Origin of the sequence: Paenarthrobacter sp. NPDC090520, assembly GCF_044769205.1 — a bacterium.
Taxonomy (GTDB): Bacteria; Actinomycetota; Actinomycetes; order Actinomycetales; family Micrococcaceae; genus Arthrobacter.
Map to the genome: position 1 here is coordinate 1 of NZ_JBIVXM010000012.1, position 15894 is coordinate 15894.

General features: G+C 64.0%; 9 protein-coding genes. 2 read left to right on the forward strand and 7 right to left on the reverse strand.

The features are described from left to right. Window positions 1-338: 338 nt before the first annotated feature. From ACIQTZ_RS15070 to ACIQTZ_RS15080, 3 genes are read right to left on the reverse strand one after another with little or no spacing between them, the layout of a single operon-like run. Window positions 339-3989 (reverse strand): 1,4-alpha-glucan branching enzyme, encoded by a 3651-nt coding sequence (locus ACIQTZ_RS15070; RefSeq protein WP_402981989.1) that lies wholly within the window; start codon window positions 3987-3989, stop codon window positions 339-341. Window position 3990: 1 nt separating this feature from the next. After that, window positions 3991-5787, reverse strand: a complete 1797-nt coding sequence (gene treS / locus ACIQTZ_RS15075; protein WP_400336029.1) for a maltose alpha-D-glucosyltransferase — start codon at window positions 5785-5787, stop codon at window positions 3991-3993. Continuing rightward, the gene (locus ACIQTZ_RS15080) at window positions 5788-7869 is read right to left on the reverse strand and encodes an alpha-1,4-glucan--maltose-1-phosphate maltosyltransferase (protein ID WP_402981991.1); all 2082 of its coding nucleotides are present in this window, start codon (window positions 7867-7869) and stop codon (window positions 5788-5790) included. 131 nt (window positions 7870-8000) lie between these two features. Between ACIQTZ_RS15080 and glgP the strand changes: the two genes are divergently transcribed. Further along, complete coding sequence (glgP, locus tag ACIQTZ_RS15085) at window positions 8001-10625, forward strand: alpha-glucan family phosphorylase (protein ID WP_400336025.1); 2625 nt, start codon at window positions 8001-8003, stop codon at window positions 10623-10625. 62 nt (window positions 10626-10687) lie between these two features. On the opposite strand, the gene ACIQTZ_RS15090 is transcribed toward glgP, so the two are convergent. From ACIQTZ_RS15090 to glgX, 3 genes are read right to left on the reverse strand one after another with little or no spacing between them, the layout of a single operon-like run. Then, window positions 10688-11047, reverse strand: a complete 360-nt coding sequence (locus tag ACIQTZ_RS15090) for a barstar family protein (protein ID WP_402981992.1) — start codon at window positions 11045-11047, stop codon at window positions 10688-10690. Window positions 11048-11053: 6 nt separating this feature from the next. Further along, window positions 11054-11497, reverse strand: coding sequence for a ribonuclease domain-containing protein (locus ACIQTZ_RS15095; protein WP_402981994.1), 444 nt, complete (start codon window positions 11495-11497; stop codon window positions 11054-11056). Window positions 11498-11529: 32 nt separating this feature from the next. Continuing rightward, a complete protein-coding gene (gene glgX / locus ACIQTZ_RS15100) occupies window positions 11530-13638 on the reverse strand; it encodes a glycogen debranching protein GlgX (protein WP_402981996.1) in 2109 nt (702 codons plus the stop codon). A 123-nt stretch (window positions 13639-13761) separates the two neighbouring features. Between glgX and ACIQTZ_RS15105 the strand changes: the two genes are divergently transcribed. After that, a complete protein-coding gene (locus tag ACIQTZ_RS15105) occupies window positions 13762-14571 on the forward strand; it encodes a carbon-nitrogen hydrolase family protein (RefSeq protein WP_402982144.1) in 810 nt (269 codons plus the stop codon). Window positions 14572-14881: 310 nt separating this feature from the next. On the opposite strand, the gene rlmB is transcribed toward ACIQTZ_RS15105, so the two are convergent. Beyond that, window positions 14882-15871, reverse strand: coding sequence for a 23S rRNA (guanosine(2251)-2'-O)-methyltransferase RlmB (gene rlmB, locus ACIQTZ_RS15110; protein ID WP_402981998.1), 990 nt, complete (start codon window positions 15869-15871; stop codon window positions 14882-14884). Window positions 15872-15894 lie beyond the last annotated feature (23 nt).

A 15894-nucleotide genomic window follows, 5' to 3' on the forward strand; every position in this document is an offset into this window, starting at 1 on the left:
AACAAACTTGGCACACTATTGAGTTCTCAAACAACAGACACTAACCAGCACCACCAGCAACCACACAGGCCACCAGATCGCTCCGGAGCAACTTTCCAAACTTACCCGCGCACTTCATCCGAGTCAAATCGGCAAGCTTGACTTGATTTTCCTTGCGGTTTCTTGTCAGCTTGCGATCCCTGCTCGAGGAGCAGCGCGGGTACTAACTATACGCCTACTCTTCCCGGATCGCAAAACCGAGGCAGGGCGACTCCCTCGGCGGCCGCGAAAACCCCGGAAACACAAGGAAGGAGGGCCCGGTCCCATGCAGACCTGGCCCTCCTGTCCGGCAAAGCCGACTAGTCAGCCAGCGTGAACCACGAGGCGCCGAGCGGCGGAAGTGTTACGGTCAGCGCAGCCGGCTGGCCATCGGTACCGGGCGAGACAGCCTTCAGCGTCCCACCGTTCACCACACCGGAACCGCCATAGGCTTCGGCGTCGGTGTTGAGCACTTCCCTCCACTCCCCTGCCGATGGAACCCCCAGAATGTAACCCTCGTGCGGCCCGCCGGAGAAGTTCACGGCACAAACCAGCGCCTTGCCGTCACGGTCGTATCGCACGAAGGTCAGGACATTCCTGTCAGCGTCTCCACCATTGATCCATTGGAATCCGGCGGCGTCGTTGTCCTGGCTGTACAGGGCCGGGGTACCCGCGTAGATGGCGTTGATGTCCTTCACCAGCAACTGGAGTCCGCGGTGGGCAGGAATGTCGGCAAGGAACCAGTCCAGCCCGTGCTGCTCGGACCACTCTGCTTCCTGTCCGAATTCCGTGCCCATGAAGATGAGCTGCTTGCCGGGGTGGGCCCACTGGTATGCGAAGAAGGCGCGGAGGTTGGCCAGCTGCTGCCAGCGGTCGCCGGGCATCTTCCTGAGCATGGAGCCCTTGCCGTGTACAACCTCGTCATGGCTGATGGGCAGCAGGAAGTTTTCCGAAAACGCATACACCAGGGAGAACGTGATGGTTCCGTGGTGCCACTTGCGGTTGACCGGGTCTTCGGAAATGTACTTCAGGGTGTCGTGCATCCAACCCATGTTCCATTTGAGTCCGAACCCAAGTCCCCCGTGGCTGGTGGGAGCCGTGACTCCCGGGAAGGCGGTGGACTCTTCGGCGATGGTCACCGCACCGGGGTGGGTCTTGTAGACCGTGGCGTTGACTTCCTGCATGAAGGAGATCGCCTCGAGGTTTTCACGGCCGCCAAACTTGTTGGGCCGCCATTGGCCTTCCTCGCGGGAGTAGTCCAGGTAGATCATGGACGCAACGGCGTCCACCCGCAGCCCGTCGATGTGGAATTCGTCGAGCCAATAGAGGGCGTTGGCCACCAGGAAGTTGCGTACCTCGCGCCGGCCGAAGTCGAAGATCAACGTACCCCAGTCCGGGTGTTCCCCCAGTGCCGGGTCGGAGTGTTCGTACAGCGCCTCGCCATCGAATTGGGCCAGGGCCCACGAGTCCTTGGGGAAGTGCGCGGGGACCCAGTCCAAGAGCACGCCGATGCCCGCCTGGTGGAGTGAATCAACCAGGAACCGGAACTCGTCAGGGTGCCCGAACCTGGACGTCGGCGCGAAGTAGGACGTGACCTGGTAGCCCCAGGATCCGCCGAAGGGGTGCTCGGCCACGGGCATGAATTCCACGTGGGTGAAGCCAAGCCACTTAACGTATTCCACGAGTTCCTTGGCCAATTCCTTGTAGCCGAGGCCGAGGCGCCAGGAGCCGAGGTGGACTTCGTAAACGCTCATGGGCGAGTTGTGCGGATCGCGCTGGGCACGCGCCGCCATCCATTCCGAGTCCTTGAAGCGGTAGCTGGAGTCAACTACCCGGGATGCTGTCAGTGGAGGGACCTCCGTGCCAAACGCCAGGGGGTCGGCCTTCTCCACCCAGTGGCCAGCGCGGGTCAGGATCTCGTATTTGTAGCACGCCCCTGCTACAACCCCAGGAATGAAGGCCTCCCAAACACCGGACGAACCCAAGGACCGGAGGGCATGGTTCCGGCCATCCCAGCCGTTGAAGTCGCCCTTGACCCGGACTGCCTGTGCGTTTGGCGCCCACACAGCGAAAGAAACACCGGAGACGTCCCCCAACGAGGTGCGGTAGTCCTGCAGGTGCGCGCCCAGGACGTCCCAAAGCCGCTCGTGCCGGCCCTCACCGATGAGGTGCAGGTCCACTTCACCCACCGTGGGCAGGTAGTGGTACGGGTCATCAATAGTGACCGTTTCGGCGTCGTACACCACTTCCAAGCGGTAATCCGGCACGTGGCCGGCCTGAAGCGGTTCCAAAACCGCTACCCACACGCCATTGGATTCGTGCTCCATGGGCGTGCGACCGGTTTCAGTCACCACCATCACGGACTTGGCAAGGTGCTTCACCGTGCGGATGGTTACGTGGCCATGATCGTCAAGGTGCGCGCCGAGCACGGAGTGCGGTGCATGGTAGGCACCGGCTGCCACACGGGCCAAGGTCTCGGGGTCCACCGGCATGGGGACCCGGGGCCGTTCGGTGCGTGCAGAGCCAGTCATGTCATTACCTTCCGCTGTAGCCGCGGCGTGCTTGCCGCGGCTCGTTTTGTCGAGGATGTGCCGTGCTGCGTTGACCGGAATGGACAGCCAGTCCGGTCGGTTCCGCAGCTCGTAAACCACCTCGTATAAGGCCTTGTCCAGCCACAATGCCACAAAGAGCGGCGAGCCGCGGTCCACGGTTCCGGGGTTGACTTCGGCATAACCGGCAAGGAACGCTTCAGCGCAGTCCTCCACCCAGGCTTCGGAAACCGTGGCCTCCGCATTTTCACGGACGGCGGCACCCGCGGCGTAGTCAAAGGAACGGAGCATTCCCACCACATCGCGCAGCGGCAGGTCCGGAGTGTTACGTTCCTCGATGGTGCGCAGGGGCTCGCCCTCGAAGTCGAGGATGGCCCACCTGCCCGGCTCTCCCTCGGCGGCTGGAACCCAAAGGATCTGGCCGAGATGGAGGTCGCCGTGGACGCGTTGCAACTGGCCAACGGCGCCGGCGTCCAAGGCGGACAGCAACTCATCAAGGCTCTGGTCGTAAGGCCCGACGGCGGCAGCCGCCTCAGCCCACGACTGGCGGACCCGCCGGGCGAGCGTTGCGACAATGTGGGCTCCCTGGCCGCTGCCGTCGATCGCACCGAAGGTTTCCGAGAGACGCGCATGGACTGTTGCCGTGGCAGCACCCAGCCCGCGCGCTTCAGCCGTGAAGTCGGTTCCGGAGGCAGCAGCCTCAACCGCCAAACGCCACGCGTCCTGGCCACCGTGCAGGAACTCGTGGGCAACGGTGAGCTCACCCGTTGATGGATTTCCCGCCGAGTCCCAGGAGCCGGTGATCCAACCGAGCGTGGCGGGCACCTCGCTCGTACCTGCCGCGGTGAGGGCCGCACCCAGCTCGATTTCCGGGTTCTTCCCGGCCGCCAACACACGGAAGATCTTCACGATCGCCGACGATCCGCCGTCGTCCACTATGACGGAAGTGTTGGACTGCTCGCTGGAGAGGACCTTCACGGAGGTGGGGCGCCCAGGCAAGGCAACCCGACCCCGCGAGAGGTGACCTCGGACGGTGCCTTCCCCTGCCGCGCCGCCTTCGCGCATGAGTTCAAGCCACGACCCAATGAAGGCGTCGTCGAAGACGGCATCGTAGACCAGTTGCAGGCCATGCTCCGGGTCCGTTACCTCGCCAAGCAGGGCGGCCGGCGCCTCGGCCAAGGGCTGGCTGCGGAAGCTCAAGGGGACCTGCACCACGTCGGTCCGGGGACCGCCGTCGGACGTCCTGTACGTCACTCCGAGCAGCAGGACCTCCGAGGCCGGACTCCCTCCCGGGTCCGGGAGGTGGAAGCCTCCGACGCGCTCCAGCGCAAAGTCGGGATTCTTCACCGGGAACCAGCGTTTGGTGGGCAGCCAGTTCCGGAGAAGGCTTTCAATGGCGGGGTTAAGTGTTCCCTTGCTCATCTCATCCTTTGGTCGACACCACGGGAATCGCCTGCGTAAAGGGCGACGATGGGTTGGAAGACGCAGAGCGCAGCCGCAACCAGTAGAAGTTGTGGCTTCCCAACATGACATTGAGTTGGCCGTTATCGCCCACGGCGGGGAAGGGCTGACCGCCGAAAATGTCCCGGAATCCCCTGCCAACAAACTCAGGCAGGTCCAGGGAGGCGGCCACTGGATGTTGTGAAAGGTTGAAGACGCACAGGATGGTTTCTGCGGTTTCGCCTTCGGCATTGCCCGGCGGAAGTTCCCGGACATACGCAAGAACCACCTCGTGGTCGGCCTCGATGTGGCGGAAGTTGCCCAGGCCGAACGCGGGGTGGTTCTTGCGGACGCTGAGGATTTGCCGGGTCCACCGGAGCAGCGAACCGGAGTGCGCGGCCTGCGCCTCCACGTTCGCCATCCCGAAGTTGTACACGAGCGACTGGATCACGGGGAGGAAGAGCTTGCCGGGATCCGCACTGGAGAAACCTGCGTTGCGGTCCGGATTCCATTGCATCGGAGTGCGCACGGCATCCCGGTCGTCCAGCCAGATGTTGTCACCCATCCCGATCTCGTCCCCGTAGTACAGGAACGGGCTTCCGGGAAGGGACAACAGCAAGGCGTTGATGAGTTCGATCTCGGACCGTGAGTTGTCCAGCAGCGGTGCCAGCCGCCGTCGGATGCCGATGTTCGCGCGCATGCGGGGGTCGGGAGCGTACCAGCCGAGCATCGCCGCACGTTCGTCCGCAGGCACCATCTCCAAGGTCAGCTCGTCGTGGTTGCGCAGGAACGTTCCCCACTGGGCACCCCGGGGGATGCCAGGGGTATCGCGCAGCGTTTCGATGATCGGCGCAGCCTTCTGGTCCCTCAACGCGTAGTACAGGCGGGGCATGATGGGGAAGTGGAAGGCCATGTGGCACTCCGGCGCATCCTCGGTCCCGAAGTATTCCACTACCTCGTGCGGCGGCTGGTTCGCTTCGGCGATGATCACCCTGCCCGGGTAGCTCGCGTCCACCATCCTGCGCAGCCCTTGGAGGAACTCGTGGGTCTTGGGGAGGTTTTCGCAGTTGGTGCCGTCTTCCTCGAACAGGTATGGAACGGCGTCGGCCCGGAAACCGTCGATGCCCTGGTCCAGCCAGAACCGGATGACGTCGTGCAGGGCCTCCACCACGGCGGGGTTCTCGAAGTTCAGGTCAGGTTGGTGGCTGAAGAAGCGGTGCCAGAAGAACTGGCGCCGGATGGGATCGAAGGTCCAGTTGGATTCCTCCGTGTCCACGAAGATGATGCGTGCGTCCTGGTACTTCTCGTCCGTATCGCTCCAGACGTAGAAATCGCCGTAGGGTCCCGTGGGATCTTTCCGTGATTCCTGGAACCACGGGTGCTGGTCCGAGGTGTGGTTCAACGGGAGGTCGATGATCACGCGGACGCCGCGCGCGTGGGCTTCTGCCACGAGCCGCTTAAAGTCGCTGATGGTGCCGAACTCGTCCAGCACCGAGGTGTAGTCGGCAATGTCGTAGCCGCCATCGCGCAAGGGCGAATGGAAAAACGGCGGCAGCCAGAGGCAGTCAACGCCCAACCACTGGAGGTAGTCCAGTTTGTCGATCAGGCCTTGGAAGTCTCCCGAACCGTCGCCGTTGGCATCCGCAAAAGCCCGGACCAGTACTTCGTAGAACACAGCCTTGCGGTACCAGTGGGGATCATGCTGGAGACCGGGAGCGTTCAGCTCGAAGGTGTTCTTCGGAGTGAAGTACTGGCTCGGGTTTTGCGGAGAGAAACTCACTTAAGGCTGCCTCCGGATGCTGAGCACATGGGCCGGCTCAACGTGGGCGTCCAGGCGGACGTAGTTGTGCTCGCCCCACGCCCAGCTCTGGCCGCTGATGAGGTCGTCAACCCAGTAGCGGCCGTTCTCATCCAGGTCCGCGGGGTCCAGGTGCAACGCTGAGAGGTCCAGGGACACTGTGCTCTCGCGGGCGCTGTGCGGATCCACGTTGACCACGATGATCAGTGTGTCCTTGGTGCCGTCCGGGAGGGTCTTGTGCTTGGAGTACACGATCGTGGCGTCATCCGTACTCCGGTGCAGGGTCAGGTTCTGCAGGTCCCCCAGTGCCGGGTGGTCCTTGCGGATGGTGTTCAGTCGCGTGATGTAGGGAGCCAAGGTGCGTCCCGACTCTGCAGCGCCGTCCCAATCCCTGGCCTTGTACTCAAACTTCTCGTTGTCGATGTACTCCTCGGCGCCCGGCCGGGCCACGTGCTCATACAACTCGTAGCCTGCATACACGCCCCAGAGCGGACTGGCTGTCGAAGCGAGGGCGGCACGGACCTTGAAGGCCGCAGGACCGCCGAATTGCAGGTACTCGGTGAGGATGTCCGGCGTGTTCACGAAGAAGTTCGGCCGGAAGAAAGCCGCACTCTCGTGGCTGACTTCGTGGAAGTACTCCTCCAGTTCGGTCTTGGTATTGCGCCACGTGAAGTAGGTGTAGGACTGCTGGAAGCCTGCGCGGCCCAGCGCATGCATCATCGCGGGGCGGGTGAAGGCCTCGGCAAGGAAAACCACCTCGGGGTTCTTCTTGTTGATCTTCCCGATCAGCCATTCCCAGAACCACACCGGCTTGGTGTGCGGATTATCCACGCGGAAAACCTTCACGCCGTGGCTGATCCACAGCTGCACCACCCGCAGGATTTCCTTGGAAATTCCCGCAGGATCGTTATCGAAATTCAGCGGGTAAATGTCCTGGTACTTCTTGGGCGGGTTTTCCGCATAAGCGATGGTGCCGTCCACGCGGGTGGTGAACCACTCCGGGTTGGAGGTGACCCAGGGGTGGTCAGGGGCTGCCTGCAGCGCAAGGTCCATGGCCACTTCCAAGCCCAGGTCATTGGCCCTGGCCACGAAAGCGTCAAAGTCCTCGAAGGTTCCCAGCTCCGGATGGATGGCGTCGTGGCCTCCGTCCTTGGAACCGATGGCCCACGGCGAGCCGGGATCCTGCGGTCCCGGGGTCAGCGTGTTGTTGCGGCCCTTGCGGTGCTGGAATCCGATCGGGTGGATCGGAGGCATGTAGATGACGTCGAAACCCATCTCCGCAACTGCGTCCAGGCGCTTGGCAGCAGTGCGGAAGTTTCCTGACGTCCACACCCCCGTGGCGTGGTCCAGGACGGCGCCTTCGGACCGCGGAAAGAACTCATACCAGGCGGCACGTCCGGCGAGGTCCCGTTCAACCTTCAGCGGGAACCGCTCGGAGACGGTTACCAGCTCACGGATCGGGACACGCCCGACGGCGGCCAGCACCTCTGCGCTGAAACCGGCAGCGAGCCGCTCCTCGGCAGATTTGGTGGTGTCGGCCAGCGCCACTGAAGCTGCGCGGAAGGTGCGCTTGTCAGCAGCGCTGCGGCCGGCGTCGTCATCTGCTGCCCCGGCCAGGAGCACGGCACCTTCGGCGAGCATCAACTCAACGTCGATTCCTGCGGCCACCTTCACTTCGGCGTTGTGGTGCCACGTACCGTAACGGTCGTGCCAGGCCTCGATGACGAAGGTCCAAGGCCCCGCCGCCGTGGGCGTCAGCAGGCCTTCCCAGCGGTCACGGCCCTTCCACTGTTCCTGTTGGGACGGTTCCAGACGCACCCGCTGGCGTTCCTTGCCGCGCGGATCCAGGAGAACTGCCGAGACGCCCAGCTGGTCGTGTCCTTCGCGGAACACCGTGGCGGCCACCTGGATGTCCTCGCCGGGGAGGGCTTTGGCCGGGAAGCGGCCACCCTCAACCACTGGCTGGACGGCTGTGATGGGGAACCGGCCGAAACGAAGTCCGTCGGTGATGTCCGTTTTGGTCTTGGATTTCAGAGCGGTGCTAGTTCGCTGGATATTCGTCACAAGCACGACGTTAGCGACAAAAATCACAGAATGCTAAGCACACGACCTTTCTTCTCGACGCAAGATGTCTTTTACCTAAAAGAAACCCAAAGCGGTTCCGGCTGCCATGTGAGTCGGTTAGTGTGGCGCTCGTGAAGGCAATTCGAAGGTTTACAGTCCGTACCGTCCTCCCCGAGTCCATCCGGCCTTTGGCCCGTCTGGCTACCAATCTGCGCTGGTCCTGGCACCGGCCCACCAGGGAGCTTTTTGCGAGCCTCAACCCGGCTCTCTGGGAGTCCGCGCAGCACGATCCCATCGCGCTGCTTGGATCGATCAGCCGCGAGCAACTGCAGGAGCTGGCCACCAACGGCGACGTTGTGAACCGTGTGCAGGAAGCCGCCGCCGATCTGGACCGCTACCTGAGCGAACCGCGCTGGTACCAGGGCCTGGGCGAGGACGCGCCAAAGTGCATCGCCTATTTCTCGCCCGAATTCGGTATCACCGAGGTACTCCCCCAGTACTCCGGCGGGCTCGGCATCCTCGCCGGCGACCACCTCAAGGCCGCGTCCGACCTCGGCGTGCCGCTCATCGGCGTCGGCCTGCTCTACCAGGCCGGCTACTTCAAGCAGTCGCTTTCCCGTGATGCCTGGCAGCAGGAAACCTACCCCGTCCTCGACCCGGACGGCCTGCCCCTGACCTTGCTCCGCCACCCCGCCAAGGATGGCGTACCCGGCAAACCAGTCCAGATTTCCCTACCGCTGCCCAACGGCCGGGAACTCCACGCGCACGTGTGGCGTGCCGACGTCGGGCGGGTTCCGCTGCTGCTGCTCGACTCCAACGTGCCCTCCAACGACGAAGCCGCCCGCGGCATCACCGACCGCCTGTACGGCGGTGGCGGCGACCACCGGCTCCAGCAGGAACTCCTGCTCGGCATGGGCGGCGTCAAGGCCCTGCGCGTCTACCAGGAGCTCACCGGCACCCCCGCACCCGAGGTCTTCCACACCAACGAAGGCCACGCAGGATTCCTCGGCATCGAACGCATCCAGGAAGCCATGGCGGACGCCAACGATCCCCTCACGTGGGAAGAAGCCTTGGCCGCAGGCCGTGCCTCCACCGTGTTCACCACGCACACTCCCGTTCCCGCCGGCATTGACCGCTTCGAGGCAGTGCAGATCAAGCACTTCTTCGAGGCCGGGCTTGCGCCCGATGTGCCCGTGGACCGGATCCTGGAGCTGGGCCGCGAGAATTACGACGGCGGCAACCCTTCCGTTTTCAACATGGCGGTGATGGGGTTGCGCCTGGCGCAGCGCGCAAACGGCGTGGCCAAGCTCCACGGAGTCGTCTCACGCGAGATGTTCTCCGGACTGTGGCCGGGATTCGACCACTCCGAAGTGCCCATCACCTCGGTGACCAACGGCGTCCACGTACCCACCTGGGTAGACCCGCGGATCTCGTCCCTGGCCCGTCACCAGTTCGGTGCCGAAGCCGAAGCCCTGGGCCGCTGGGACCTGGCCTACAACGTCAGCGACGAGGACGTGTGGGCGCTCCGCCGCGAACTCCGTGTCCAGCTCATCGAGGACGTGCGTCGACGCCTGCGCGCCTCATGGAAGAAGCGTGGCGCCGCTGATGCCGAGCTTGGCTGGACCGAAAAGGTGCTGGACCCTGACGTGCTGACCATCGGCTTCGCCCGTCGCGTCCCCACTTACAAGCGGCTCACCCTGATGCTGCGCGACCCCGCACGCCTCAAGGCACTGCTCCTGGACCCGAAGCACCCCATCCAGCTGGTCATCGCCGGTAAGTCCCACCCCGCGGACGACGCCGGCAAGAAGATGATCCAGGACCTGGTGCGCTTCACCGACGACCCCGAGGTGCGCCACCGGATCGTGTTCCTGCCCAACTACGACATTGCCATGGCACGCACCCTGTTCCCCGGTTGCGACGTCTGGCTCAACAACCCGCTGCGCCCGCTCGAGGCTTGCGGCACATCCGGCATGAAGGCCGCCATCAACGGCTCGCTCAACCTGTCCGTCCTGGACGGCTGGTGGGACGAAATGTACGACGGCGAGAATGGCTGGGCCATCCCCACCGCCAACAATGGGGCATCCGCCGACGAACGCGACGACATCGAAGCAGCAGCGCTTTACGAACTGCTCGAAAACCAGGTGGCACCGCGCTTCTACGGCACCACCGTCTCCCAGGGTGCCGGAGCCGCGGGTCCTTCCGAATCCAGCACGGAGAAGGTCCCCACGCACTGGGTGTCCATGATCAAGCACACCCTGGCGCACCTCGGCCCGGCCGTGTCCGCCGAACGCATGCTGCACGACTATGTCAACCTGCTGTACTGCCCGGCTGCCGTTTCGGGACGCCGCGCCAGCGCCGACTCGCACAAGGAAGCCAAGGAACTCGCCGCCTGGACGTCCAAGGTACGCGGCGCCTGGCCCGGCGTAGTGGTGGAACACGTGGACTCGGTCGGTTTGTCCGAGGAGCCCCAGGTGGGTGACAGCCTTCAGGTCAACGCCTACGTTGCACTCAACGACCTGTCACCGGAAGACGTCTCAGTGGAGGTAGCCTTTGGCCGCGCCGAGGAAAGCGACGAACTCGACGACGTGGTTGTGGCCGAACTGGACGCCAAGGAGGACCTCGGCAACGGGCGGCACCTGTTCCACGGCTCCCTGGTCATCAACCGGTCCGGCTCCTTCGGGTACACCGTCCGCGTGTTCCCGAAGCACTCCGCGCTGGCATCGAAAGCTGAACTTGGGTTGATCGCGAACGCCTAGCAAAAGCGTTCCTGGCCCGCTGTTCCGTTGTTGCGCAACCACGGAACAGCGGGCCAGCGACGTTAATGCCCGAAGACGGCGATCACTGCGAAGTCGCGGCCTGCGTAGCGCTCGGCGTCCTGGAGGATTTCGCAGACCACGGCGAACGAGCGGTCCGTGCGGTAGGCGGCGGGGACCTGCCAGATCATGGTCACGGGGCTGCCGTCGTCGTCCGAGAGCGAGTCGGCGAAGTCGTGCAGCGAATCGTTCAGGGCATCCAGGTTCACGCCGTAGTACTCGGGGAAGTCAAGGACCTGGCCGAAGACCTCAAGGACCGCCTGCTTGTTTGCGGCAGGCGGGACCAGGATGGTCCTGCGTCCAGCGTCAGAGACTTGCTCCTGCAGTTCTTCGAGTGTCCAGGTGTCTGCTGAGTAGATCTTCATGGGCTCCTACTTGTCCTCGACGATGAACTTGAACGATTCGTAGTGATCCGGGGTGTAGTACTTCGCCCCGTCCTTGCCTGCGATAATCCGGCGGGCGCCACGGTTGGAGGCTTCGGGTGTGACGACGGTGTACTCCCGATAAAAGCCGCTGGACTTTTTGGGGAGCAGTCCCTCAAAGTTGCCAAAATTTTCGTCGTCCTCGCGGTACGGATACGGCCCACCCTTGGCTATCAGCGCGAGAGTCTGCCGCGCTTCCTTGGGCAACTGCGAAGCGTTGACGGCAGGGAGCCCGGAAGGATTCACCGGTGCGCTGGCGGCGGCAGGAGGCGCCGGCGTCGTGGTTTCTGTGCCGTTGGGTGCCGTGGCCTGCTGGCCGCTCACCATCGCGACCACCAGCACGACGGCGGCAATCACCAGGGCTGCGAATGCAGCCAGTTTGCTGCGCTTCATGTGGAGGACTTCCTTTGATGCCGTTCGGCCGCTCAGGTGCGGTAGATGTTGATGGTGTTGGCTTGCAGGATATCCCGCTCGCCGGACGCCACCAGCGCACCCTTGCGGTGATCGTGCAACACGGAGGTGGTGAAACGGAGTTCGAACATGCGCTTGCCGATTCCGGTTTCGCTGAGGATCTCCGGGAGCACCATCTTGACGTCCTGGTTGCTCCCGTTCACCGCGATCAAACCGCGGACGGTGCTGGTCTCGTTCCCCATGAGGAGTTGGACGGAACGGACGTTGGGATCGTTCCACCGGGCAGGGGTCATCCGCTTGCCCTTATCGTCGAACCATTGCAGGCTGGCGTCGTTGGCTGTGGCGGGGAAGCTTTCAGGCTGCTGCCGAAGGAACCACCGCCGGAGCCGGACCAGTTCCCGGGTGGTTTGGAACATCGCGTTTGCCTCGTGGGTGCGGCTCCAGTCCAGCCAGGCAGTGGGGTTGTCCTGGCAGTAGGCGTTGTTGTTGCCCTGCTGGGTACGGCCCAGTTCATCGCCGGCGGTGATCATGGGTACGCCGATGGAGAGCAGCAGCGTGGCCATGAGGTTGCGGATGGACAGGGCGCGGGCAGCGACGATCGACTCGTTCTCGCTGCGGCCCTCGAAGCCGTGGTTGTAGCTGCGGTTGTCGCCGTGCCCGTCGCGGTTTTGCTCGCCGTTGGCCTCGTTGTGCTTGCGGTCGTAGCTCACCAGGTCCGTCAGGGTGAAGCCATCGTGCGCGGTGACAAAGTTGACCGACGCCAGCCGTGACCTGCCGGACGGGGCAAAGAAGCCCGCGGAGCCGGCCATGATTTCGGCCAGCGCGGCAACGGAGCTTCCTAGACCGCCAGCTTCAATGGACGCGCGGTCTGACAACCAGAACTGCCGGACTCCGTCGCGGAAATGATCGTTCCAGTCGGACCAACCTTGCGGGAAACGGCCCGTCTGCCAGCCGCCATAGCCAACATCCCACGGCTCCGCGATCAGCTTCACGTCGGAGAGCACCGGGTCCTCGGCTATCGCCTGGAGGAACGGATGCTTGGGATCGAACTGGTTGCCTGCGTCGCGGCAAAGCGTGACGGCGAGGTCGAACCGGAAGCCGTCCACGTGGAATTCGTCCACCCAGTAGCGCAGGGAGTCCAAGGCCAGCTGCACCACTACGGGATCGCTGAAGTCCATGGTGTTTCCGCAACCGGTGGTGTCCAGGTAACGTCCGTGGGCATCGTGGCGGTAATAGCGCTTCTCCGCCAAACCACGAAAGCTGATGACCGGTCCGTCGGGTCCTGCCTCGGCGGTGTGGTTGTACACCACGTCCAGGATGACCTCAATGCCGGCGGCATGGAGCAACTTGACCATGCCCTTGAGCTCGTCCTGCACTGCGTGCGGGCCGGCGTTCCGAGCTGCCTCGGTGGCATAGTCGGCGTGCGGGGCAAAGAACGCAGCACTGTTGTAGCCCCAATAGTTGGTGAGGCCCAGGTCCTGCAGGTGTGCCTCATCCAAGTGGAAGTGGATGGGCAGCAACTGGACGGCGGTGATGCCAAGCTCGGTCAGGTGCTGGATCATCACCGGATGCGCCATACCCGCGTAGGTTCCCCGGAGGTGTTCCGGAATCTCAGGGTGCAGCATGGTCTGGCCGCGGACGTGGGCCTCGTAGATCACCGACGTCCGCATCGGAGTGCGCGGGGCGGCGTCATCTCCCCAATCGAAATCAGTGGCCAAGTGGACGCTGGTCAGGAACTCACCCCGCTGGTCCACGGCGCGGCCATAGGGATCCAGCAGGAGCGACTGCTCGCCGTCGTCGTCGAAATCCAGCGACGGGACGGACAACGGCAGTCCACCCTCCGACGGCGCCGCGCGGAAACCGTAACGCGTTCCTGGAGGCATGCCGCTCACCAGGCCAAAGTGCACGCCGTCCTCGGTGTTGGGGAGGGTGTGCACGCGCCAGCCATCGCCGGGCGCCTGATAGGCAATCTCCACGCGCTCCAGGTCCGGCGCAAAGACCGCAACGTTGACGTGGGTGCCACCGGCCGCGCCGAAATCTCCGGGCTGCGGAGTGCTCAGTCCGAGGGGCGTGGGACGCGAGGCGTCCAGCGTGGCTGCTGTGTCCAAAATAGGCATAACCATTGCTTGCAAGTTTAGTTCCACGCCAAGTATGTGCCTCTTCGGGGGTCCATGTGACGACACACACGGTGTTTCCCTTGACCGGCTTGCCATACTGAAAACGAAAAGAACTGGAGGTTTCGAATGGTGCGTGTGGCACTTGCCCAAGTCATTACCGGACGGGATGTTGCCGACAACCTGCGGCTCCTCGAAGAGTACGCACGGCGTGCGAAGGACGGCGGCGCCGAACTGGTGGTTTTTCCCGAAGCCATGATGCGCGCGTTCGGGAACTCCCTGCTGGACATCGCCGAGCCGCTCGATGGTCCGTGGGCCAGCCGTGTCCGCGAAATCGCTGCTGAACTCGGGTTGGTGATCGTGGCCGGCATGTTCACACCTGGCGCTGATTCGGAGTCTGGAAAGCCGCGCGTCCGGAACACCCTGTTGGCCACCGGCCCGGGCGTCGAAGCGAGCTACGACAAGATCCACCTCTTCGATGCGTTCGGCTTCGCGGAGTCGGACACGGTCGAGGCGGGCACAGACCCCGTGACGTTCGACGCCGGTGGCCTCACCTTTGGCTTGGCCACCTGCTACGACGTCCGTTTTCCGGCGCTGTTCACGGCCAACGCCCAACGCGGCGCCGTGGTGAACATCGTTTCTGCTTCCTGGGGATCGGGGCCGGGCAAGGCCGAGCAGTGGCAACTCCTGGCCAGGGCACGGGCTGTGGACACCACAACGTTCGTCCTTGCCTGCGGCCAAGGCGACCCGGCCACCCAGGGGATCGAAACGAAAGGTTCCGCACCCACGGGCGTTGGGTACTCCGCCGTCGTGAGTCCATTCGGCCAGGTGCTGGAAGCACTGGAAGGCGAGCCCGGCCTGCTCTTCGCAGACCTCGACCCCGCGGTGGTGGACGAGGCCCGGCAAAAACTCCCGGTGCTGGCCAACCGCCGCGACTTTTAGCTCCCCGGCCCCGGACCCTCTCTCACCGAACCGCCCACTGGGCCGGACCCTCTCTCACCAGCCCCTGCGCCCGAAATAGAGGTGAGAGAGCGTTCGTCAAAAAGCACCCAACGGTGAGAGAGCGTTCGCCAAAAAGCACCCAACGGTGAGAGAGGGATGCGCGAAAGGCGCCGCAAGGGCCACCGGAAGCGTGCGTCAAAGCGACGAAGTGGGCCCACGCCGTCAGGGTTCCCTGGCCGAGCTTGCGAGGCTAGGGGGACGGTGGGGAGCAGCACGCGGAGGATGGCGCTTGCGGCGCCTTACTGACGGATTACGAAGCGCGCTGGCGCGAGACTTCGTACAGCGAGATACCGACGGCCATGGATGCGTTGAGCGACTCCATGGCCGAGTCGATCGGAATCGAGACGATCTGGTCGCAGTTTTCGCGGACAAGGCGGCTGAGGCCCTTGCCCTCGGAGCCCACCACGATGCACACCGGCTCGGTGGCCACGGTGAGGTCCGGCAGCGATACGTCGCCGTCACCATCGAGGCCAAGAACGTAGATGCCCATGTTCTTGAACTGCTTGAGGGCGTTGTTCAGGTTGGAAGCACGCGCCACGGGAACGCGGACAGCGGCACCGGCACTGGTCTTCCACGCCGAAGCAGTGACGCCTACCGAACGGCGCTCCGGAACGATCACGCCATGGCCGCTGAACGCTGAAACGGAACGGATGATGGCACCCAGGTTGCGGGGGTCGGTGATGCCGTCGAGGGCCACGAAGAGGGGGGCATTCGCGATGTGCCCCTTCTTCCACTTGGCAATCGTTTCCTCGGCGAGTTCGTAAGCGTCCCCGTACTCGTAAGGCGGAATCTGCAGGACGAGGCCCTGGTGGACGGCGTCCTCGGTCATGCGGTCCAACTCGGGCTTGCCGGCTTCGAGCAGCGGGATGCCGCGTTCGGCTGCCAGCTTGAGCGATTCCTTGACGCGGTCATCCATTTCGATGCGGATGGCCACGTGCAGCGCCTTCGCGGGAATGCCGGCGCGCAGGGCCTCGACCACGGAGTTGCGGCCCGTGACAAGTTCCTCGGTGGCACGTCCCTTGGGACCGGTGCTCCGGCGGGTGCCCGCAGCACGGTTGGTGGCACCGCGCTTGGCGGCCGAACGCTCGGCCAACTGCTTGTTTTTGTGGGCCTTATGGTAGACGCGGTCCTCCGCCTTGGGCGTGGGGCCCTTGCCTTCGAGCGCCTTGCGGCCGTGGCCACCGGTTCCGATGGTGGGGCCCTTCTTCTTCTTGACCGACCGGTTACCGTTGTTGGCCATGGGATTCCATCCTTGATGTTGTA

Excerpts from the sequence above, each read along its gene's own strand:
- ACIQTZ_RS15070 (WP_402981989.1), bottom strand. The coding sequence starts at position 3,989 with ATGAGCAAGGGAACACTTAACCCCGCCATTGAAAGCCTTCTCCGGAAC.
- ACIQTZ_RS15090 (WP_402981992.1), bottom strand. The coding sequence starts at position 11,047 with ATGAAGATCTACTCAGCAGACACCTGGACACTCGAAGAACTGCAGGAG.
- ACIQTZ_RS15095 (WP_402981994.1), bottom strand. The coding sequence starts at position 11,497 with ATGAAGCGCAGCAAACTGGCTGCATTCGCAGCCCTGGTGATTGCCGCC.
- glgX (WP_402981996.1), bottom strand. The coding sequence starts at position 13,638 with ATGGTTATGCCTATTTTGGACACAGCAGCCACGCTGGACGCCTCGCGT.
- rlmB (WP_402981998.1), bottom strand. The coding sequence starts at position 15,871 with ATGGCCAACAACGGTAACCGGTCGGTCAAGAAGAAGAAGGGCCCCACC.